Source organism: Peredibacter starrii (genome assembly GCF_034259205.1).
Lineage (GTDB): Bacteria > Bdellovibrionota > Bacteriovoracia > Bacteriovoracales > Bacteriovoracaceae > Peredibacter > Peredibacter starrii.
The window spans coordinates 410,954-434,245 of the sequence record NZ_CP139487.1; the positions used below are offsets into that span (position 1 = coordinate 410,954).

Annotated in this window: 17 protein-coding genes; 14 read left to right on the plus strand and 3 right to left on the minus strand. The window is 41.9% G+C overall.

The window, feature by feature from the left end:
• Positions 1 to 17 precede the first annotated feature (17 nt).
• From SOO65_RS02175 to SOO65_RS02235, 13 genes are all read left to right on the plus strand, one after another.
• Positions 18 to 1,400, plus strand: a complete 1,383-nt coding sequence (locus SOO65_RS02175) for a hypothetical protein (RefSeq protein ID WP_321396224.1) — start codon at positions 18 to 20, stop codon at positions 1,398 to 1,400.
• Positions 1,390 to 5,415, plus strand: coding sequence for a translocation/assembly module TamB domain-containing protein (locus tag SOO65_RS02180; protein ID WP_321396227.1), 4,026 nt, complete (start codon positions 1,390 to 1,392; stop codon positions 5,413 to 5,415). Before SOO65_RS02175 ends, SOO65_RS02180 begins: the two co-directional genes overlap by 11 nt.
• A complete protein-coding gene (locus SOO65_RS02185) occupies positions 5,412 to 7,835 on the plus strand; it encodes a BamA/OMP85 family outer membrane protein (protein WP_321396230.1) in 2,424 nt (807 codons plus the stop codon). Before SOO65_RS02180 ends, SOO65_RS02185 begins: the two co-directional genes overlap by 4 nt.
• Positions 7,832 to 8,236, plus strand: coding sequence for a BamA/TamA family outer membrane protein (locus SOO65_RS02190; RefSeq protein WP_321396233.1), 405 nt, complete (start codon positions 7,832 to 7,834; stop codon positions 8,234 to 8,236). The genes SOO65_RS02185 and SOO65_RS02190 overlap by 4 nt, the downstream gene beginning before the upstream one ends.
• Before the next feature lie 135 nt (positions 8,237 to 8,371).
• Complete coding sequence (gene rplM, locus SOO65_RS02195) at positions 8,372 to 8,818, plus strand: 50S ribosomal protein L13 (RefSeq protein WP_321396236.1); 447 nt, start codon at positions 8,372 to 8,374, stop codon at positions 8,816 to 8,818.
• Between the two features lie 17 nt (positions 8,819 to 8,835).
• The gene (rpsI, locus tag SOO65_RS02200; RefSeq protein WP_321396239.1) at positions 8,836 to 9,237 is read left to right on the plus strand and encodes a 30S ribosomal protein S9; all 402 of its coding nucleotides are present in this window, start codon (positions 8,836 to 8,838) and stop codon (positions 9,235 to 9,237) included.
• Between the two features lie 127 nt (positions 9,238 to 9,364).
• Positions 9,365 to 12,004 carry an excinuclease ABC subunit UvrA gene (locus tag SOO65_RS02205; RefSeq protein WP_321396242.1) on the plus strand — a complete coding sequence of 880 codons (2,640 nt, stop codon included), beginning with the start codon at positions 9,365 to 9,367 and terminating at the stop codon, positions 12,002 to 12,004.
• Between the two features lie 66 nt (positions 12,005 to 12,070).
• A complete protein-coding gene (locus SOO65_RS02210) occupies positions 12,071 to 12,793 on the plus strand; it encodes a hypothetical protein (RefSeq protein ID WP_321396245.1) in 723 nt (240 codons plus the stop codon).
• 24 nt (positions 12,794 to 12,817) lie between these two features.
• Positions 12,818 to 14,512 (plus strand): matrixin family metalloprotease, encoded by a 1,695-nt coding sequence (locus SOO65_RS02215; RefSeq protein WP_321396248.1) that lies wholly within the window; start codon positions 12,818 to 12,820, stop codon positions 14,510 to 14,512.
• A 55-nt stretch (positions 14,513 to 14,567) separates the two neighbouring features.
• The gene (locus SOO65_RS02220) at positions 14,568 to 15,035 is read left to right on the plus strand and encodes a hypothetical protein (RefSeq protein WP_321396252.1); all 468 of its coding nucleotides are present in this window, start codon (positions 14,568 to 14,570) and stop codon (positions 15,033 to 15,035) included.
• 14 nt (positions 15,036 to 15,049) lie between these two features.
• Entirely contained in the window at positions 15,050 to 17,629 is a 2,580-nt protein-coding gene (gene lon, locus SOO65_RS02225) for an endopeptidase La (protein ID WP_321396255.1), read from the plus strand.
• A gap of 128 nt (positions 17,630 to 17,757) precedes the next feature.
• The gene (locus SOO65_RS02230) at positions 17,758 to 19,776 is read left to right on the plus strand and encodes a hypothetical protein (RefSeq protein WP_321396259.1); all 2,019 of its coding nucleotides are present in this window, start codon (positions 17,758 to 17,760) and stop codon (positions 19,774 to 19,776) included.
• Positions 19,773 to 20,357, plus strand: a complete 585-nt coding sequence (locus SOO65_RS02235) for a hypothetical protein (RefSeq protein ID WP_321396262.1) — start codon at positions 19,773 to 19,775, stop codon at positions 20,355 to 20,357. The genes SOO65_RS02230 and SOO65_RS02235 overlap by 4 nt, the downstream gene beginning before the upstream one ends.
• Before the next feature lie 47 nt (positions 20,358 to 20,404).
• On the opposite strand, the gene rpoZ is transcribed toward SOO65_RS02235, so the two are convergent.
• Together rpoZ and SOO65_RS02245 are read right to left on the minus strand one after the other, a co-directional pair.
• A complete protein-coding gene (rpoZ, locus tag SOO65_RS02240; protein WP_321396265.1) occupies positions 20,405 to 20,617 on the minus strand; it encodes a DNA-directed RNA polymerase subunit omega in 213 nt (70 codons plus the stop codon).
• A gap of 65 nt (positions 20,618 to 20,682) precedes the next feature.
• On the minus strand, positions 20,683 to 22,500 hold the full coding sequence (locus tag SOO65_RS02245) for an AMP-dependent synthetase/ligase (RefSeq protein ID WP_321396268.1): 1,818 nt from the start codon (positions 22,498 to 22,500) through the stop codon (positions 20,683 to 20,685).
• Positions 22,501 to 22,557: 57 nt separating this feature from the next.
• Here SOO65_RS02245 and SOO65_RS02250 point away from each other — a divergent pair, with 57 nt between their 5' ends.
• Positions 22,558 to 22,860 carry a hypothetical protein gene (locus SOO65_RS02250; protein WP_321396271.1) on the plus strand — a complete coding sequence of 101 codons (303 nt, stop codon included), beginning with the start codon at positions 22,558 to 22,560 and terminating at the stop codon, positions 22,858 to 22,860.
• Here SOO65_RS02250 and SOO65_RS02255 read toward each other — a convergent pair.
• Positions 22,857 to 23,240: a hypothetical protein gene (locus tag SOO65_RS02255; RefSeq protein ID WP_321396274.1), complete on the minus strand. Its 384-nt coding sequence runs from the start codon at positions 23,238 to 23,240 to the stop codon at positions 22,857 to 22,859. The genes SOO65_RS02250 and SOO65_RS02255 overlap by 4 nt on opposite strands.
• Between the last annotated feature and the right edge of the window lie 52 nt (positions 23,241 to 23,292).

The window sequence follows — 23,292 nt, forward strand, 5'->3', positions numbered from 1 at the left end:
CCACAGGAAGGGGCATCTTGGATTTTATTATTCAATTTCGGCAGATGATGGCCGAGCAGAATTTTTTTGAAGTTCAGAAGTTGATTGAAGTACAACTTTCGCTTCCTCATACCTCGACTCGCCGAGAGCTTTTGCATTTGTATGAAGAAGCATTAATCGGCCAACAAAAAACTCTTCCATTACATTTTCTTTTAGAACTCTGTGAACTTGAAACTCATGCAGGCAACTTTGAACGAGTTCATGAGTTGCTGGAAAACATCCCAACAGATGTTTCACAAAAATATTTTCTCACAATTCAAAAATTAAAAATTCAAGCGGCCGAACACAAGGGCCAGATGAATGAGTTGTACCAATTGGTGACAACGTTTCTTCTGAGACAGTTTGAAAGACAAATACCCAATGTTCCTCTTTGGCTTGAAAGCATTATTGAAAAGTATTTTAAATTCGACTTTGCTTTACGCCTTCAAAAACTAAGTCTCGCTCTCTTGCTTAACGATGTAAAAGCGGGCGAAGAATTGGTGAGATCATTAATTCTTTCTTGCGTAGAGAAGTCTTCCCCCAAAGGCACTGCTCAGAAGCTTCAGTCTATTGCTGAGATTCTCAAAACCGGTCAGCAGAAAGCACAGCTTGAGATCTATCAGAGCTTCTGCCTTATTTCTTCTCAGGGAATAACTGAGAAGGGAGAGTTGAAGAAACTGGTTGAGATGGTGATCTATTTCGATGATTTTAAGTTTCAGGCCCTCGTGATGAATCTTCTTCATCAGTTGGACATGTTGGATGAAGTTCAGAGTTACTCAAAGGTCGTGAGAAGTAATTCTGATTATGACTTTGTGTACTTTGATAAATATTTCAGTCATCTGAAACCTTACTTTGTTGCTCCTCGAAAAGCGGAAGAGAAGCATGAGGCGAAACTTGAGACTCCGGATTTAAAGCTCGATGGCAAATATAACTCCGAGATTTTTTCAGCACTCCCTGAAAACGAGGAGTCTGAGGAACATAATTATGCCCATTTGTTTAAGCATCAGGACTTTGGCCTAGATCAGCTTTGCGATCTGGCAGTGAGCTTCCTTCAAAGTGAAATGCCAAAGGTCTCCCTCATGGCCGTGAATGAGGCGATGAAGAAAGTTCAATCTGATAAAGACTTTCTGAAAGCGGCCTACTTGAAGTTAACTTGCTTATTACAACTTAAAGACTACCGCGCGGCCCTGGATGTTTGTCTCATGGCCCTTGAGAAGGCAACTTCTCGGGATGATATTTTGTCCTTCATGTATGGGCAGGCGGAGCTTTATATCCGTTTGAATGAAAGAAAACAGGCGAAAATTATTCTATCTAAAATCATTTCGATTGATAGCAAGTATCGCCTGGCCAAGGAAAGGCTAGAAAAACTGAATGAGATTTAAAAGTGTTCTAGGAGCATTCTTATTCATTGTTCTGGCAAGTTTCATTGCCTTTGTGGTCTTTATTCAGACCAAGTCTTTTGGCGGGCTCGTTACAAAAGTTGTCTCAGACCTTTCCATGAGAAAGGCGCAGACCGACGTTAAAATCAAAAACTTCACCATCAGTGTTTTTCCACCGGGGCTTGAACTCAACCGAGTTCGAGTTAAGAAAAAAATCTCGGATGTGGAAAACTTTGAAGCAGAATTGGGAAAGATCGGTTTTTACATTAGTCTAATTGAAGTTGAGGAAAAGAAGTTAACTTTCGGTCAGATTAGAATTGCCGACTCTTCCATTAACTACACGTTCCCCAAAAAAGACGAGGAGCTCAAAGAAATTGATAAAGCCGTCATCGAAAAGATCTTTGATCTTTCTGAGAAGGCCCCGGTTCGAGTTGATACCCTATTAATTGAGAATTCAAGAATTTTTGCCAATCATGATCTTTTAGAAGCTCGTCGATTAAAGGTCTTCAAACGTGGAGACTCATTTACGGCGCGTTTTCATCTCGCCAATATTCAACCGACGCCGGAAGTTGATTTCACTTTGGACGAAGTTTGGGGTGATGCTGAAGTTACTCGTAATGATGTGAACATCTATCGTTTGAAGGTTCAGCACGATGTTCAAACACTACTGCTAAAAGGCAAGGTTAAGAACTATCGCCTTCTAAAGAACAGTGAAGTCGCCTTAAATGGCGAGGCCCAGCTCCATCTGAAGAGTTTCGATCGTGATTTTGAACTACCCGAATTCATCGATGTTAAAAATGGCTTTGCGAAAATCGGTTTCAATGTTCAGTATCTCAATAAAGAACTAAGTGCAAAAAGTGATGTCCTTCTAACAGAATTCAAATCAAATCTTTTCCATGCAGATGAGCTCCGAGCTGGACTTGAATTTCAAGACAACAAAATCACCGTTACCAAGATCGATTTAACAAACAAAAATGAAAAGGTTAAGCTTCTCGCTCCCGTTCTAGTTGCAGACATCACTCGCAAGACCTGGTTAACCAAGCCAGTTTCTGCTTACGTGGAAAACGTATCTCTCAATAACGTTCTACGTTTCTTGGGTCCATCTTTAAAAGTTCTCAAAGGTAACTTAACGGGCCAATTGGTATTTGAAAAACGTGGGACTGATTTTTACTTCACCCCGAAAGATAACTTCCATGTGCAAAACCTGGGACTCGTGGTTGGAGATGCCAAGGACCCATTTACCATTTTAATGGCCAAGACCGTCAGGCTTCAGAAGTCCGAATTTGGAATTGTGAATAATGAATTCCAGATGAGTACCACTGCAGTACTTCCACGCTCAAAATTAGAAGTAGATGGCTTCGTAAATAAACACAGAGTGAAATTCTTTGTGCCGGACTCACAGGTCAATCTGGAAGATCTGGGTAACATTGCCAACCTGGATATCAAAGGCGCAGGTCACCTTTCAGTTGATGTTTCCGGACCGCTTGATAATGTGGTTATTAATCTTAAGGGGAAAACCAAAGGCTTTGAGATTCTGGGTTACCGCCTGGATGAGACGGAAAAGAACTTATCCATTGAGCTGAAAGAAGATCAGGTTCTCATCAACAAGATGGAATCGAAACTTGGGAAGACCCATGTTTCGGGAACGGGTCTCGTGAATTGGGGAAATCGTGATATCGCATTAGGCATTAACTCTAACGATGCTACTTCTACAGACCTAGTAGAGATTCTTCACCCGATTCTTTCAAAAGTTGATTTTTTACCAAGTGATTTAGATTTCAAAGGGAAGGTGGATGTTAACATCTTCGGAAAATATCTTTTGCCTGAGCTTAAGATCAAATCCAAAGTTGATTTCACCGAACTAACTGCTTACGGTGAAAACATCCCGACTGGGCGTTTTGATGTTTCTTTATTCAATGAAGTATTGGCCTTCAGTAACCTTGAAGGTACAAAAGGCCAGGGCCGAATTGATGGGGATTTCTCATTTAATCTAAGTAATAAGATCATGAAGATGAAGTACCGTTGGGACAATCTTCAATTGAATAGTTTCAATGCTGTTAAAAGGCTTGGATTAAATCTTGATTCCAAAATTTCCGGGAAATTTGAGGGTTCAGGAACTCCAACTCATTATCACTTAAAATTAGATTCAAAACTCTTTAATACGAGATCTCAGAACTATACTTTCGAAGACTCTGACATTTCCCTCGATATGTATCCTGATCACATTGCGGGGGACGTTAATCTCTTTGGCGATATCATCAAGTCAGATTTTGATCTGGCGGTCGCTGATCACAGAAAATCAAAATTGAATTTGAAGATTCTCAATACTGATATAAAGCCACTAGCGGTGGGGATTTTCGGCGAACATCTGGAATCAGAAGACATCACCGGAAGAGTCAATCTTGAAGTGGCCTCTTCGTTCGATAAGGGTTTCAATAATCTCAACCTGACGGGAACTTTAAAGCAACTGGTCTTCAACCATCCTGACTTTAATGTGAATTATCAGTCTAAACGACCTGAGTTCGTGGTGAGAAATAGTGAGATTGAGGCCTGGAACCTAAATATCAGGGAGTCAGATCTTTTCCTTGTTACAAAAGGTGAAGGGACCTTTGGAAAGAATGTTTCTTTGATCCATGAATTTCATTTGAATTCTAAGCTTCTCGAGATTCTCATCGCTCCAGTCCTCTCATCAGAGGGATTCATCCGTAATATCGTAAGAGTAGATGGACGGAAAAATAAATATGACTTTTCTATTTCATCTAAGGCAACTGACATGTCAGTCTCGATTGAACAGTTACCTTTCCCAATCAATCATCTGAAGTATGACATAGAGTATGCCGGTAGACGTCTGTTAATTCAGGATCTGATGACTACTCTTGATAGCGGAACTCTTGCCCTTAAAGGTGATGTTTTCTTCGATGAGAATGATCCAGACATTAATCTTAAATATCAGTTTGATCGTGCCGAAATTCCTATCCTTTCGAAATCGGTCATCAACATTTCAGGCGAAGGGATTATTCTAGGAAACAATCCACCATACACTATCGGTGGCGAAATTCTCATCAATAAGGCACAGATCGTTAATGAATTGAACGACTTTTCTTCGAAGTCGGCCTCATTCTCTCAAATTCGTTATCTTCCTAAGAATCAAGAATCTGCAGTTGCAAAAATGTTTGCTCTAAATGTGAATGTTAAGGCGGAGAATCCAGTCCGTGTGACGAACTCTCTGATGGACGTGGCGCTGAGAGGTGAGATTCAGCTTACTGGAAATCCTTCAAGACCTCGTGGAGATGGACGACTCTTTACTCCGGTGAATTCTTCTCGAATTTTCTTTAAGAATAATGAGTATCTGATCACCGCCGCCGATATCAACTTTAGTCCAAAAAAAGAAATTTCTAATCCAGATTTTGATGTTCAGGCCTTGACTCTGATTTCAAACTATAAGGTCTTCCCTAAGGCCTATGGTGATTTAGAACGCTTTAATTTTGATCTGACTTCAGATCCACCACTTCCACGTAACTCTATTCTCTCTTTGATTGCTTTTGGTTATACAGAAGAAAGCCAGAGTAACCTTCAGCAAAAAGACCAGCAGAGTTTAACTCAAGTAGGGGTAGGTTCATTTGTCTTCGACCGCTTCAAGATCAGTGACATTCTAAATAAGCAGTTTGGTCTCCAAGTAAATCTGGGAACAGTGATTGAACAATCAGGCACTGATAGTCTACTCACTGGACGATCACAAGAAGGTCAGTTTGGTCAAGGTGGGGGAGCCCTGGGAAGAACCCGATCCGCCACAAAAATTGAATTAAAGAAACGTCTGGATGAGGCACTTACACTTTCGGTATCGAGTACCATGGGTGGAAGTATCGGTCAGCGCCAGAGTATGAACCTGAACTACGGACTAACCAAGAAAGTACAACTGGAAGGTGTTTACGAATTAAGAACCAATGCTGAAGGTGAAGAAGACATCATTGATAACTCCATCGGGGCCGATGTAAAGTTCAGGTGGACGTTTAAATGAAGTTATTGATCACTCTTTTCCTGATTCTTTTACCTATAATTGCTTTTGCTGAAGGCCTGACTCTGTCACAGGTCAATGTTGAATGTTTAAAGTCCGATAATTGTAACGAAAGAAAAAATCGTTTTGCCACATTGATCGGTGATTACCGAAGTTTAGTCCACATGAAGGACACTCTCAGAGTTCTGGCCTCTGATGGTGGATATCAGAGCTTTACCTATGAACTAGATGAGAATGCTGGAAAATATTCTTTAAATATTCATTTCCAATTAAAGCCCATTATTGAAGAAATCAACATTGGATTTACGGACCGAAACCTCGAGTACGACCCGAATCAACTTCTTAGTATTAAGGAAGGGGACTTCTTTGAGATTCAGCGTTTAAAAGAGAATATGACCTCTCTTCAAAAGCGACTGGAAAGCATGGGTTATCCGAAAAACACTCATACCTATGAGGTTAAGGAGAAGGGCAATAAAGTTGTCGTAAGTGTGGTTGTGACACTTGGTCAGCCCCGGATCTTCAAGAACATTCGCTCAAATTCAAAGTCGAAGTATGTGCAGGATTACCTGGTAAAGAAATTTTATAATCTCTATAACAGGCCTTTCGAGATGACCAAGTTTAAGCTTTATCTGGATGATGCCCAGAAAGAGCTTTTCAATTATGGCTACTTCTTGATCGCCATGGACTTCACTCCGGAGATCAAAGAAAACCGTGTCACTTTAGATATTAAGGTCACAAATGACCAGTTATTTGCTTTTGATTTCAAAAATCTGAAGCAAGAGCACCGAAATGTTATTCACAACATTCTTCTGGATTTATTCCGTAAATATAAAAGACCACTTTCAGATTCTACGATTAAGAGTGCCCTTAGAGAGCACTATCTGAATAAGGCCCGTTTAAACGCGGAAGTAAAAATCGAAAATTCTGAATTCATCAATATGTATGATGAAACGGTCCATCTCTATCGTGTATATCTCGATGAAAAATATAAGACCCGTGTGACATCGGTGAATTTTTCTGGAAACAACTATTTTAGTAATAAGCGTCTCCAGGGGATGTTTGATAAAGAGGCATTTGAACTTGCTTCAATCAATTACTATGACCAGGAATTCTACGAATATTTTGTCGACTATCTTCGTGGCCAATACATCCAACGTGGTTTTGTTCAGGTAAGAATTCCTCGTCCCGTTAGTAACTTTGATGCCGAAAAACGCACGGCCACTGTAGATTATATTATCCAGGAGAACCAGAGAGCTTACGTTCGCAAGATTGAGTTTCAAGGAATTCCTCTTGAATACGAAGATAAACTTCTGACCGTCATGCATAACAAGAGTACGAGGCCTTTTAATCCCATCAAGATGGTGGACGACATTAAAAAGGTCGCTTCAACACTTCAGGAAGAAGGCTACTACTATGCAGAAGTAACCAATGCCAACGATGAAGATTTGGTTCGCTATACCAAGACCGGAGCAGATGTTGATATTCGTTTCAAGATCAATCTGGGTCCAATGGTTAAACTCAATCGCATTATCTTCTTAGGCAATAATAAAACCAGAAAGAAAGTCCTTCTGAAAAAGATTCCCCTTGAGCCAGGTGATACCATCACCCCAATGAGAACCCGTGACATCGAGTCTGCTCTTTCTGCCACCGGTCTCTTTAATACCGTTAACGTTGTTCCTCTAAAACACAACTCCAAGAACGCTTCTACTGACTTATTAGTGAGAGTGGTTGAAAGAGAGTATGGATTAATTGAGGTGGCACCAGGTTATCGTACCGACTTAGGTCTTAAATTAACCGGTACTCTTTCGTACCAAAACATCGCTGGAGAAAACAAATCCATCACCCTTAGAACTCAACTTAACCAACGTCTAAGTTATCAGACACTTGATCCTCAACGTAGAAAGGACGCTGTTCCGATTCTCGAGCACAATACCTCTCTTACTTATACTCAGGGTGATATTTTTGATACCTTGATTGATTTTTCGGCCTCGGGTGCATATCAGTTAAAACGATTCTACTCTTTCGATGCAGAGATTTTGAGAGCGAACACTATCTTCACTCGTGACCTTACTAAACGTATGTCTTCTTCAGTTCGTTACCAATATGAAGATATTCAACAATTCAATGCTACTAACGAGATTGATAACGGAAGTTTCGAGATCGGCGCGATCACACCAAGCTTAACCTACGACCTTCGTAATTCTCAGATTAACCCGGTAAAGGGAGCTTTCTTTAACTTATCGACAGAATGGGCCAACCCATACTTCCTGTCCCAGAAAGAGCCAGACCTGACTATTAACTATTACAAGCTCATTTCGCGAAACCGTTTCTACATCCCGTTCAAAAATGGGACCGTGGCGATTTCGATGGTGGGGGGATCCAGGAAAACCTTGCCCGGGACAAGGTCGAAATTAATGGTGTGACGCAGACCGCTGGATATATTCCAAACATCAAGGTTTTTCGTTTAACCGGTATGGATATCATCCGGGGGTTCAGTGATGAGGAGGCCAACCGCCTGCCTAACGGGAACGACATTTCGGAAGAAAGGATCGATAACCGTGCCTATCTGGCCAATTTCAAGTTTGAGCCGCGTTACTTTATCAATGATGCCCTGATGGCCGGGGTATTTTATGATGCGGGGCGCGTGTTCGTGAACCGTGTGGATTTAGGAGACTTGAGAGACTCAGTCGGGGTTACATTTAAGATCATCACCCCAGTAGGTACCCTAGACTTTGACTACGGAATAAAACTCTTGAGAGAAAGAAACAAGGATGGTAGTTTAGAGGACCCCGGACGCTTCCACGTGTCAATTGGCTTCTTTTAATCCCCCGAATTTTAGAAGAGCCTGATTTACTCATGCTGACCCTTAGCAAGTTGGCCTAGCGAGTAGTTCTTGACGTGCGGCCGCAAAGTCCAATATAAGGGACAAAAATTTTTATTAATTAATGGAAGGTTGATTATGATTACTCAGAAATCGTATACGATCACTAAAGCCGAAATGGCGAACAAGAAGTGGTACGTAGTAGACGCAACAGATATGGTTGTTGGTCGTCTTGCTTCAGAAATCGCAAGAGTTCTTCGCGGAAAGCATAAGCCACAATTTACAACTCACAACGACGCTGGCGATTACGTTATCGTTGTTAACGCTGAGAAAGTTAAATTCACTGGTAAGAAGTGGGATGATAAAGATTACCACTGGCACACAAACCACATCGGTGGAATCAAGAAACGTACAGCTAAAGAGCAACTTGCTAAGAACCCAACTGCAATCGTAGAAGAAGCAGTTCGCGGTATGCTTGGTAAAAACACTCTTGGCCGCTCTCAGTTTACTAAGCTTAAAGTGTTTGTTGGTCCAACTCACACTCACGAAGCTCAGAAGCCTGAAGCTCTAACTTTCAAATTTTAATTATAAGGTAGAAAGATATGTCTAAAGCAAAATCTTACGATCTTCACACAATTGGCCGTCGTAAAACTTCAGTAGCTCGCGTATACGTTTCTCGTGGTACAGGTAAAATCCTTATCAACGACCGTGACGTTTCAAACTACTTTCCTAAAGCGACAAGCCGTTACATCGTATTCCAACCGCTTAACCTTCTAAAAGTTAACGATAACTACGATTTCAAAATTAACGTAAAAGGCGGCGGTGTTACTGGTCAAGCTGGTGCTATCCGTCTTGGTATCGCTCGTGCACTTCTTAAGCTAGCTCCGAATTCTCGTGGCGAACTTAAAACTGCTGGCTTCCTTACTCGTGACTCACGTAAAGTTGAGCGTAAGAAGTATGGTAAGTCTGGTGCTCGTAAATCGTACCAGTTCTCTAAACGTTAATATCCAACAGATATATATCGTCAGAAAGGGCTCCTTCATGGGGCCCTTTTTTTTTGTCTTTTAGAATCGGTTACTGTCGATATTCCGTTCATTGTCATATTTCTACTTTGGGCGCATATTATTCTTCATGGAAAAGCACGACGTTGAATCGATCGAAATTCGTGGCGCCAGGGTTCATAATCTCAAGAACGTTGACCTCGATATCCCTCTCAGAAAGTTAGTTTGTTTCGCAGGGCCCTCAGGCTCGGGGAAGACCTCTTTGGCCTTCCATACGCTTTTAACGGAGTCGAAACGCCGTTTCGTGAATTCATTTCCAAACTCCATGAAGTTCTTCACCGAACGTCCGGCGGCAGTGGATGTGGATCGGATCTTCCCGGTTCTACCTGTATTTGGACTACCTCAGATCAACCCGGTAGTAGGTTCAAGGACTGTGGTCTCAGATGTAATGAGACTCACGGATAGCTTGCAGAATCTCTTTTTCAGCTTCGCTAAAGAGCTTTGTCCTACTCACGAGATGGAACTAGAAGTTCGTCCAGTAGTGGACCAGTTAAAATCTCAAGCACCTAAAAACATCCAAGGTGTAGGTTATATTCTTCTGACTCCCAATGAGTTTTTGCGTGTATTTGGCGAGGGCTTTTTGCCGGCCAGATCTTATTCGCAGAAACGTAAAACCATTGACGTCTTCAATCAGGAAGATGAGTTGTGGGAAGTTCTGCGATTTAAATGGGACAATCTTGGAAGTATAGAGAAGAAGTGGAAGGAACTGAAGCTCGATCAATACCGATTGAACTATCAGCTTTTCGGTGAAGGTTTTAAGAGGCCTCAGCTTCTTGAATTTCACTTTGAGAAAGTTTGTCCTAAGTGTGACTTTGAATCAATTCCAGCTGTGACTGTGAGTGCTTTCTCACCTTATAGTGCCTTGGGAGCTTGTCCTAAGTGTAATGGTTATGGTGCGATCTTGATCTATGATGAAAAGAAAATCATGGATAAGGACCTCTCAATTCAAGAGGGTGGTTTAAAGCTTTTAAATTATGGCCCTTTTCAAGATGCCTATGAAGAGCTCTTGAAACTTTTGAAGAAACGAAAAATTCCTCTCGATACTCCGATAAAAAAATTACCGAAAGACTTTTTTCAGTTATTGGAAGAAGGACAGGGACAATATCCCGGTTATGGTGAATTGAAGCGTTATCTCGAGAGTAAAAAATACAAACCCTCGGTTCGCATTTACATCAGACAACTGCAACGAGAAGAGCCGTGTCTGGTTTGTCACTCGTCTCGACTGAATAAAAACATTCATCATTACAAAGTAAAACTGAAAGATAAAAACTGGGGACTCGATGAAATCATGAGTCTCACAGTTGAAGAAGCGTATCCGCTTTTCTGTTCGACTCGAGCGCTTGCAACTTCTCATGAAAAACGCCTCTTCACCAGCATCTGCGAAAATCTCAAAATGGCGATGGAGATGGGGCTTAATCACCTTTCACTGTTAAGAAAGGCGAAGACTCTTTCCGCCGGAGAGTATCAGCGATTGTTGCTTATTAAGTATCTTTCGTTTCAAGGCACAGACAGTTTGTTTGTGTTAGATGAACCAAGCTTGGGTCTTGCCGAGAAAGAACTGGAAAAACTTATTCAGGGTCTTCGCAATCTCATTGCTCAAGGAAATACCGTCATCCTGATCGATCACACTGAATATATTCAGAAGCATTCAGATCACTTGATTGTGATGGGGCCTGGTTCTGGAAAAAAAGGTGGGGAGATTCTTTATCAAGGTCTTCCGAATGAGTACTTTAAGAAAAAAGAAGTCGTGACTTGGGAGAAGAAAAAATCCTCAACCAAGTATCCAGAGTATATTGAAGTTTTGTCTCCAGAAATCTATGGCAAAACTTATCATGATTTCAAAATTCCCCTGAATGATATGACCTGGGTGACTGGCCCTTCTGGTACGGGAAAGACCGCCACCGTGATTAAAGTCATGGCCAATACACTCTATAAAAAGATCTATGGAGAGTGGTTTGAGGAAGAAGAATTTTATAGCAAGGGTGTAAAAACCGGAGCGAAGTTTGAAGATGTGATTGTGATTGCTTCTGACTTGAATCGATTTACTTCGCGTTCATCAGTGGGAACCATCACAGAACTTTCAACTGTCATTAGAAAACACTTTCTAAAACTTCCAGTCGCAAAAAGTATGAATCTCAAAGAGGGTCATCTTTCGAGTAACTCAGAATTAGGTATGTGTCCTCGTTGTGAAGGACGTGGTTCGATTACGATTGAGATGCAGTACCTTGAAGACATTGTCCTTGAGTGTGAAGATTGTAAGGGTCTTAAGATCAAACCCCTTTATGCTAATATCTCAGACGGACACATGACGGTGGCGGAGGCCTACAATCTTCCTCTAAGTCAGGTGCTGGAGAGAATCGAACTAACTCCAAAGTTTCGTCGAGTGTGGGACTATCTTAAAATTTTGAATTTGGATTATCTCTCGCTTGATCGAGCTCTTAATTCTTTGTCCGGAGGAGAGAAGCAGCGTATTTTCTTGCTCTCAAAACTCTTGAAGAACATTCAAAATTCTCTTTTAGTATTCGAAAACATCTCCTTTGGTCTTTCGGAAAAAGAGCTCCAGCATCTGGGTACATTCCTGGGTGACTTGATTCAGCTTAAAAACACCATTGTTATCATCGATGCATCCAATTGTTTTAAGCACTTGGCCAACTGGAAGCTTAGTTTTGATACTAAGTCCATTGATCTTATCCCTGTGAAAAAAGACTGATAAATCTATTCAAGTTCTCCTCTGGAAAGACCGACAAGTTAAGTAGGTCAATTCGAGGAGAACTTTGTGTTTGTTCGATTATTTTTCCTGCTTCTTACCTTCCCGGTTTATGCCACGGTTTTTCAACCGCAACCGGTGGTCCAACAAATCAAAGAATCTGACGGCATCATGATTGGCCATTACCTAAAAAGTAAGGCGATTAAGCTTGATGATGGTTCCATCGCCACTCAAATGATTTTCAAAATGAATAAAGAATACGGACTTCAGTCTGATCTTTTTGGGATGGATGAGGTCATTGTTCACTACCCAGGTGGAAAGCTGGATGGGATGGAAGTTCATGTTGATGGAGTTCCAAAGTTTGTCCCAGGTGAACATGTTGTCCTGATGATTAAAAGTAATCAGGACCGTTACTGGGGGATGAATCTTGGTTTTGGCTCTTTCAAAGTCGTAAATTACGGCAATGAAACCATGATTATTAACACCATCTTTCCGAATGATCGCAAAGTAGGGCAGATGAGTCTTTCTGAGTTTGAAAAAAACGTCAGAGTTATCAAGGGCTCAAACCTGAAAGTGGTGATGGCACCTGATTATCCGACTGAAACAGACCAAGGTGCAGATTTGCGCGCTCCTGCCTCTGTGGATGAAGGGAAAAATCGCTCCATTGCTTCAAAAACTGAAGAAGTAGAGAATATTGAAGATCAGCCGCACATTAGTGTGTTTTGGCTGGTGGCCTTTCTGGCAGTTTTAGGCGGCTGTTTTCGCCTGATGAGACAGAAAGAGGCCAAGTAATGTTCCCATTTCCGATGGATTGGAATGAGTTTTCTTTTAGTGGTTTTAACTCTGGTGGCGTCCGCTTGGGCGCATCAGTCGTCATTAACGACGACGGGTAGAGAACTATTCTGGGCCACTCCGACTATTCCCTTAACCATTCGGACAAACACTTCTGATCTTTCCGCTTCTGATGCTCGAACCATCATTTTAAATTCAATGAATCAGTGGAACGCGAGTTCGACTGCGACGGTGACTGAAGCTGCTTCAGTGAATGAAATTCGTTTCGTATCGAACTTTCCTTATGGGTCAGCGGTATTGGGAGTCACTGAGCTTTCTTACAATACAGCTGGGGCGATTCAAAGAGCATCGATTTTGTTAAATGATGATTACTTTTTCCATAACACTCCCGGATTCTACGCTGCTGGACAGGTCTTTCTTGGGGACGTGGTAACTCACGAATTAGGACATTTATTCGGTCTTTCTCACTCGGAAGTTTTAAGTTCGACCATGTTTTATTCTGCCTTCTCAGGCCAGAGCACGGTTTCATTGGATGATCGTTCTGGCATTCGTCAGAAATATGATTCAAGTTATGGCTCGATCACTGGCTATGTTAAGGGTGGAAACCATATTGGCGTTTTAGGTGCTCATATTCAGGCAATTTCTCGCAGAACGGGAGAGTCAAGTGGGGCCATCTCAGATGAGAATGGGGCCTTCACTTTAGGTGGTTTGGATCTGAATGATTCTTACTATCTTTATGTTTCTCCAGTAAAGAACACTGATTCACTTCCAGGTTATTTTGCGAATACACAGAATGAGTTTTGTCCGGGTTCTTATGTTGGTTCATTTTTTTCAGCTTGTGGAAAAGAGAATGAGGGCAAACCTCAGACCATTACATTAACTCCCTCAAACCCTTCGGTGGATGTAGGAGTGGTGTCTATTCATTGTGATCTTAAATCTGATGAGTCTTATAGCGTTCAAAAAGTAGCAACAACTTTTACTCCGATTACCATTTATGATTATGGGTCAGAGAATAGACATGAAAAGGCCTTCGTAGGTTGGTTCAGATCTACTACGTCTTCGTTATGGTCAGGCCATGATTCACTTAACATTGATCTAACAGATTTTATTAACCTTAGTGGAAATCCGAAGTTTTTAAAACTCTCACTAATTTCTTTTCCGTTCGGCACAAGAATGGAATATGAGTGGAGCATTAAAAAGAACGGAGTAACTGATACGACTCTTAATCGTGCCATGTCTTATTCATCGTTGACTGAGACTTATAATACTGACCTTGAGGCCTTTGTTCCTCTCAATGCTTCAACTGCCATGAATAATTTCCAGGTAAACATTCGTGCCAGAAGACTCTCTAACAATTATTCGGCGCAAACTTTTCCTTCCTACATTCAGTTTGCCAGTGACCAGCATTTACCCTATCTCGTTGTCGCGAGTATTTGGGAGCAGTCGGGCCCCCAAATGATACCAATCATTGATACCGGTGCATTATTGTCAGATAATTATGCTTGTTTAGAAGCACCATATACTTACGCTGTGTCTCGCGCTCGAGAGGCCAATGATGAGAATGATCTCTCTAAGACTGCGGGTGCGGCCGCGAGTTGTGGCACCATTGAACCTCCTACCTCTGGACCTGGGTCATCCCTTCCCATCATCACTCTAGGATTTATGCTTGCCCTGCTACCATCTTTGTTTGCCAAATCCCGTAAGAAATTTTTGTCTTAACCCATCCTTTTTATTAAAATAAATAAGTCATTTCATTATCGCGAGGAGTGCTTAAATGAAGTTCGTTTTTATCTGGCTGTGTTTACTCGTAGTGACCCCGGTGCTTGCGCAAAACCTCATGGAAGAGCGCATCTGGAAAGTGGCTCCCCGTAAGAAATCTATTTTCTTAGATTCAGGCGTTTTTCATTACAATTCGAACTTAAAATCTTCCAGCATCATGGGTGTAAGAAACTCAGCGGTGAATGGTCGGGGTTATGAAAGAGTTGTGGTTGATTTTAACACTGCTTCAATTCCTAAGATTTATGGGCACATCACAACTGACAAGAAAGTGTCGATCGATTTTTTCGACACCAACATTCAGACGTCTCAGCCCAACATGAAGAACTCAAAATTTGTAAAATCAGTCGACTTTATTAGTGTTGATGGAAAAACCATGACGATGGAAATGTCTCTTAAGGGCAAATCTAGCTTCGACATTTTCTATCTCGAGAATCCAGGTCGTCTTGTTATTGATATCCGCTAACCTAAGGAAAAAAAATGGCCAAGGATAAAAACGCAAAGGCCAATACTGAATCAAGTATTGTTGCCGAAATTCCATCAGAAGTGGTGATTATTCCCATCGTGAATAGTCCTATTTTCCCAGGAATGATCGCACCGATTATTCTTTCGGAAGATAAATATACTCCAGAGCTAGACTCTTACTTAACGAAGAACAATTATGTGGCCTTGAACCTTGTTAAGTTCAAGGACTTTGGTGAGAACTCAGACGCTGTTCTTCAGGAAATGGATGAAGAGCAAGTTAGTTACGAAGACGATACTGAAAGCTTTCCGGTAACTTCAAGTTCCGATTCACCTAAAGGCATCACTCCAAAAGACATTTATAAAGTGGGTGTTCTTTGTAAGGTGATTAAGAAGCTTAAGCTTCCTGATGGTTCGGTAAACCTTCTGGTTCACGGGATGAAGCGCTACCGCGCAGTTGAGTACATTGCGGACGCTCCACTTCTAGTGGCACGCACTGAAGTATTTAATGATATTCATGAGCCGGATGAAGAGCTGGATGCTTATACTCGTTCAGTAATCAATCAGGTGAAAAAACTTTCTGAGATCAATCCATACTTCAACGAAGAGATGAAGCTTGCGATGCTCAACTCACCATCTCCAGGATCACTGGCAGATTTGGTGGCCTTCGCGCTTTCACTAGATGTTCCTGAAGCTCAGGACTTCCTTGAAACTTTGATCGTTAAGAAGCGTTTCGCCAAGCTTCTGGTTTACCTTAAACGTGAAAAAGACGTGGCGGACATTCAGAAAAAAATCACTGATGAAGTTAACGACAAGGTTAACAAGTATCAACGTGAATACTTCTTGCGTGAGCAACTTAAAGTAATTCGTAATGAACTTGGTCTGGATGAAGATGATAAGGCCAAAGACATTAAGAAAATCAAAGAGACGCTTGAAGCAGGTGGACTTCCAGAAGAGGCGAAGAAAGCCGCTATGGAAGAGCTTGAAAGACTTGAGTCGATTCCTGATTCTTCTCCGGAGTACAACGTTACTCGTACATACTTAAATTGGATGGTTCAACTTCCTTGGAACGCGGCCACTGACGATAAGGTAGATATTGAATCGGCCAAGAAGATGCTTGAAAAAGATCACTATGGTCTTGAGAAGCCAAAAGAAAGAATCATGGAATTCCTGGCGGTGAGAAAACTTAAGCCGGAATACGATGGTACAATTCTTTGTCTAGCGGGTCCTCCTGGCGTAGGTAAAACTTCACTTGGTCACTCAATTGCAAAAGCACTTGGTAGAAAGTTCTATCGTTTCTCACTTGGTGGTATGAAGGACGAGGCGGAAATTAAAGGTCACCGCCGTACATATGTAGGTGCGATGCCTGGTAAAATCATTCAAGCTCTTAAACGAGTTGAAGTGAATAACCCGGTAATCATGCTGGATGAGATCGATAAAATTGGTAAGTCGTATCAAGGTGATCCTGCTTCAGCTCTACTTGAAGTCTTGGATCCTGAACAAAATAAAACGTTCATCGATAACTATCTTGATGTTCCGTTCGATCTTTCAAAAGTTCTCTTCATTGCAACTGCCAACTACGTTGGTGAGATCCCTGAAGCGCTTCTTGATCGTATGGAGTTGATTGATCTATCTGGTTATACGATTGAAGAAAAACTTTCGATTGCTACTAAATGGGTGATCCCTAAGCAGCTTAAGAAGCACGGTCTGGTAAGTAAGGAGTTCTCTCTGGGTGCTCCGGTTCTTAAGGCCCTCGTTTCTGATTATGCTCGTGAACCAGGTGTGCGTGTGATGGAGCAAATGGTGGCAAAACTTTGTCGTCGTGCCGCTCTTGAAAAAGTATCGAATAAGAAATTTAAAAAGTTTGCTCCGGCAGTTGCTGATCTTGAAAAGTATCTTGGACCAAAACGTTTTGAAACAGACATGGCCCAAAAACCACTTCAACCAGGTATCGTGACCGGTCTGGCATGGACTTCGTTTGGTGGAGATATTCTTTTCATTGAAACGATTCCGCTTAAAGGCCGTGGCTTTAAGCTTACAGGTCAACTGGGTGACGTAATGGGTGAGTCTGCGAACCTTGCTTACAGTTACGTGAAGAGCATTCTTCAGGCCCAGATTGAAGAAGAGAAGGCATTAGAAGAGAAGAAAGCTTCTAAGAAGAAAGTATCGAAGAAAAAAATCGATACTCCGGCCACAGTTACTGCACCTGCAGTAGCTGCTCCGAATCCTGAAGAGGCTACTGACTTCCTGGCGAAGCATGAAATTCACCTTCACTTACCAGCTGGTGCGACTCCAAAAGATGGTCCGTCGGCCGGTATTACAATGGCCTTGGCGCTTTACTCGCTTTCAACCAATCAAATGGTTCGTGGTGATATCGCGATGACTGGTGAGCTTAGTCTGACTGGGAAAGTTTTGCCGGTTGGTGGTATTAAGGAGAAGGTTCTTGCAGCAAAACGCGCGGGAATTAAAGAGATCATTCTTCCTTGGCAGAACGAGAAGGACCTTAAGGAAGTTCCAGAACGTCACCGTAAGGGTATGAAATTCTATCCAGTTAAACACTTCGATGAAGTTTTAAAAATCGCTTTAAAGAGTCGTTAATAAGTAAGGGGCCTAAGGGCCCCTTCTTGTTTCAGTCTGCGGCCATTCTTGCCCAGGGTCTGCTTCATTCCTTCAATCAACTATCATGTTATTACGGGGTAATCCCGTGTTGTTACAGGGTAGGATCAATGAAAGTTCTATTTCTCATAATGGGTGTCATGCTCATCCATTCGCCTCTTTGGGCGAAAGGGTTCATTGTTAATTGGTCGTGTCCTGCGGATTCATCCGAAAAAATCTCAGTAGAAGTTTTCTACGATGAAAGTGGTAAGTTAATTTTTGAACCGGAAATTTTTAGCGAGATTAAAAAAGAAAAGAATGTTGATTACTCAAAGTGTATCAATGATTTCCAAAAGAAAATTAGCACTGGCACTAAACTTTATCAGGAAAAGAAGTGTCCTCAGGCGAAGGACAGCTTTTGTGCTTCGGCCGTTCAATATACCAATCTAAAAGTTCTGGAAAAAATTCGCGGCAGTTACTTCATGAAGAAGTTTAGAGATGTGCGCGTGTTGCCGATTGAAGTTGAAAATACTCCTGTTGCAAAGGCGAAAGATCCAACAGTGGAAACTGAGACAAGTCCAGTTTCTTCGGGACCTGATAGTGCGGAAGCGTTTTTAGATTCTATGGTGAGATCAAAGGTGATCAATCCTAAAGAACTTAATCGCATTTTCACCTTTCAGAACAAGTCATATCGAGTGGGTGATTTTGATCAAGTGATCGGAAAGAATATTGATATGATTTTCTCTGGCTCAAGTCCGGAAGAGGGAAAGCAGTTTGCCCAGAACTATATGGTTGCAAAGTCAGAGTACCTTAAAGAGGGAAGTGATCCAGTTAAGAGAAAGGCCGTCCTCGATAACCTAAATCAAATGTTCGGAAAAATTTACGGCAGCCGTGGCCCGGAAGAACTTGCCAAGATGCTTGAGTGCGATCCCGACGATAATCTTACTCCCATTGGAGATATTCTTAATAAGCTTCAATCCACTAGAAAAGTCGAAGGCTGTAAGCAATTGTCCCCTGGAGAGCATAAGGTTTTTGAGAAGGACAATGGTAATTACTATTCAACCGGCGATTATCTTCTTAAGCGAAAGAAGGACGGTAACTACCAGGCCTTCGTGAATGTGAATTTTAAAAGAGGATCTGGATCTGTTTCGCCTGAGGCGATGATGCAAAGATCTAAGGAATGTCTTCAAGAGGCCTCTCCTTATATGAAAGGTCCGGATGGCACTCGCATTGAGATGATGGTGTTTTCTCCGAGTGAATTGGAGAAACTTCCAAAGGAAGAACGTCCGGATAAAAAAGATATTACTATTGAAAGACCAGGAGCACGGGCCAATGCTGGTGCCTACCCGGAAGATATTCCTTGTGCCACTATTGTGCATGAAATGCTTCACTTACTCGGTCTCTGTGATGAGTATGAAGAGAAAAGTGATGATCTGAAGAGAATGTGGAACTGTCGTGTGGTACCGAAGGCCGATTCAATCATGAGAAACAGCTATGACGTGTATCCTAAGGCGGTCGCCCAGGAAGTCTACTGTAAGTGCGATCGTTTTCCTTGTAGTTCAGTTCAAAAAAACGGCGATGAAAACGCCAAGAAAATGCTGTTGAAGGGCAACTTCTACGATGTCTCTGATTATAAATTTCGATCAGACTTTTGTAGGTTCACTGATCTGCCTTACCAAAAGAACATGAAAGATCCTCTCAGTACTGCTTTGGTTCAATCTGAGAGCTCAGACAGTATTGTCATTGAGAACAGAACCTTTTCCGGTGATCAGAGGGCCCCTAATTTTAGAATCAATCGAACACAGATCACTTGTACATGTAATGGGAACAAAACTTGTCTGGCCGAAAAAAGCAAAATTCCTTCTCAGATTGCCAGTATAGGTATTCGTGGCATATGTCCTGGTGGAGCGGACAGAACGGACAAGGCCAATGCCAATTTAGCGAATGTGATTAAATTTAAATCTGAACCAACAATGCCAAGTCTGCTTCAGCCAAATCATTTTAAAAAGATTCTCGCTGGAAATTGTCGTGGAGTCGTGGATGGTTACCTTGAATGCGCAGATTGGGCGTATAAGGGAAGAGATAAGTATTCTTGTAATGCTCCTGCAAAATGTCAGGATGACTCTTACTACCTAGGAACACCACAATGAAATATTTAGGTCTTGTGATCTTATTATCGACTTCAGTGGGAGCAACGACCTTGGGACGTTATTACAGCGCGACTGAGGGCACTTCAGTTCAGAAGTTTGTTCTGACAAATTCTTCTGTCACCTATCAGAAACAATCCAATTTTTTTGATGAAAAAGCAGATAATCGCCTTGGTACATTTGAAAGCTCAGATACTAAGGGCATCAAAGAAGATCTAAAAAAACTTGATACGATCTTGGGAAAGGTCAAACGGGTCGATGAGTTCATGAAAAAGCGAAACGAGAGTTTCAATGATCTCTCATTGAAAACTCCTCACGAAGCTTTTTTTGTTTTGGACGATTATCGTATCTCTCAGGAGTCTGACTTATATCCGGAAGTGAAGGCCATCTATGATCGCCTGGCAGGTAAGAAGTGGAAGCAGAAGAGTGGGATGAAGTTGTCTGACGATATGAAGAAGATCATTCAGATCAAAGACGGCAAAGAAGTGTCCCAGGAAGAATTCAATTTTGCTTTTTATTGCCAGAAGGCTGAACCGCCCAGTGTTTGTAGCTTCAAAGATGCAGGAATTTTATACGTAAAATAAAAAGGCCACCGAAAGGTGGCCTTCTTATTACAACTGTCTTTTTAGAATTAGAATTCGTCTGAGTCGTATTCGCTTTTTAAAGTGTGTTTCACTTTACCAGCAGCGATCTCGCGAAGAGCAGTAACTACTTCTTTGTTTTTGCTCTTAACTTGAGAATCGTCACCTTCACGAAGTTGTTTCACGCGCTTAGCTGTTAGGTGAACTAGCTCATAACGGTTTTCAACATGCTCTAGACAATCTTCGACTGTGACTCGTGCCATACATACCTCTTGGGGAATTTAGAATCTTCATTTTTAAAAGAGAAGGCCTCTTCTGTCAAAGGAGATTATTGATACATTGCTTCAATTGTAGTCTTGTAACGCTCCGAGACAACCTTTCTTTTAATTTTTAACGAAGGAGTCAGGTAATTATCCGTGGTGAATTCCTCGGAAATGATACTGAACTTCTTGATGGTCTCGTACTGGGCCAGATCATGATTAATCTCATCCAGCTCTTTTTGGAGAATTTCCCGTACCTTAGGGCTCTGAGCGAGGTCAATGACGCTGCAGTCACTTGGTAGACCCAGCTCTTCCAGATTCTTCAAAAAGCGCTCTTTTTCAATTCCCACTAAGGCAGTGAGGAAGTTGCGGCGATCCCCGATAACCACTAAATGCGAGATGTGGGGCTTGGTTTTCGCCATATTTTCGATTTTTTGTGGGGCCACGTTCTTGCCCCCACTGGTAACGATCAGGTCTTTTTTACGGTCAGTAATGCGCAGGAACCCGTCCGGAGTGAATTCCCCGATGTCCCCGGTATAAAACCAGCCGTCTTTGAGTGAGTCTTCCGTCGCTTTTGGGTTCTTATAATATTCCTTCATCAGGGCTTCACTCTTAATCAGGATCTCTTTATCCGGACCAAAAGAAATCTGCACGTCACCCATTGGGCGACCCACAGTTCCTGGAACTTGTTTTGCCAAAGGATTTAAGCAGCAAGGAGCGACTGTTTCTGTGGCGCCATAACCTTCAAGAATAGTGAGATTAGCATAACGAAGGAACTTAATGATCTCAGGTGAAAGAGGAGCACCACCGGAAACGAAGTAACGGATGCGTCCACCAAAGCGTTGATAGATTTTAGAGAACACAACTTTCTGAGCAAGTTTGAATTCAAGAATTTCAGTGGCACCTGGTGAAAGGTCGCGATCAATTTTATCAAAGTATTTTTGAGCAACACCAACTGCCCAGGTAAAGGCCTTCTGCTCAAAGACACTTCCGGATTTAATTTTATCCATGATACCGTTGTAGATTTTTTCAAACACACGCGGCACAGAGATCATGATAGTTGGTTTTACTAGTGCGATATTCTCTATCAGCTTCTCCATGGATTCAGCATAAACTCCCTGCCAGCCAAACATGATCGGAAGTAGAGAGTCACAACGACCAAGAACGTGGGAAAGCGGAAGGAAGATAAGCGTTCTATCTGCTGAACTGAAAGCACCTTTAACAGTCGTCTCAACATTCATGAGCATGGTCACGAAAGCATTGTGAGTAACAACAGCACCTTTTGGTTCACCGGTAGTTCCAGAAGTATAAATGATGGATGCGTAATCTTCTGGTAACTGATTATTGATATGATTTTCAAACAGGTCAGGATGAGATTTAAGTTCATCTTTCCCGATGCGCATAAGTTCTTTGTAACTAAAATATGGATAAGAGTTACGGAACTTCTTCAGTGTTTCTTCTGAAAGCTCCTGGATTGAAACCACAATTTTCAGATTGGTCCAGTTCTTAAGTTCCGGAATGACCTTTTCCATCTGCTTATCATTTTCAACAACCAGCACTGAACTGTCGGAGTGAGTGAAAATGAAACTCACCTCGTGAGCAAGATAACTCGGATAAACTGGAACAAGGCAAGCACGTGAACACATGGTCGCCATATCGAGTAGGTGCCACTCTTTACAAGTTTGTGAAAGAAGCGCCACTTTATCACCAACGTTGATTCCGATTTTGTGAAAAGCGCTGATAAGAATTTCGATTTGATTTTTATATTCGAGAAACGTGAGGTTTTTGATTTCGTGATTTTCAATCCAACCAATCGCATTTCGCTCTGGCGTTTTCTGAACTCTAAGTTTTAGTAATCTGCCTAATGTCCGTGGTCCTTGTAACATCCGTGTGGTCCTTTTTTTCCAGCCACGCATTAGACACTGAAGTAATTCAGTGACTTGATGAGTGCAAAAGCTGGTCCGATACTTGCCTTATCGGTCAACATGAAGACTGTCATTATAGTTTCAAAATGTTTACGAGTCACTAAATTCAACTCTGAAGCAAGTTGGTATGAATTCCATTTTAAAGGGGCCTATGCTGGTGAGCGAGTGAAAAAAGTCATGCTCCAAGGAAGTAATCAACCACCGCTTAAAGCGGGTGAAGAATACTTAATCTATGTGCGGCTATTGTCCTGTGTAGAAGGAGTTCTCAGAGGAGAAATTCTGAAATTTAGACCACTGGATGAGTGCTGGGACCGATCTTAGTCGACACTTACAGCAACGTGATCACCAATCATGAATTGGGGGATTTCGAAGATAGGTGTGTTTTCTTTTTCGTACTCATTCACCATGGCAATTGAAGCGTTGTCCATTGAGTGAATGATTTTAAGTTCGCCGATTTTAACTTTGTAATTCACACGTGACTTAGCGTCGTATGGATTCTGGACTGAGATAATCCGGAAGACATCAACCACACTGTCTTTGCGAATTCCCTGACCTGTGCCCATGTTAATGTAGTAGTTCTTACGAACAACTTCATTCTCCACACCCATTGGTAGATCTTGCGCCATACTGAAAATGACAAAAGACTTTGCCCAAAGTGACTGGCACAAAAGTAATGTAGTAAGCAGGGTTAACAGTTTCATTGGATCCTCGCAGGTGTCTCCAATGTACTTATCGACGGATCGTGGGGGAAAT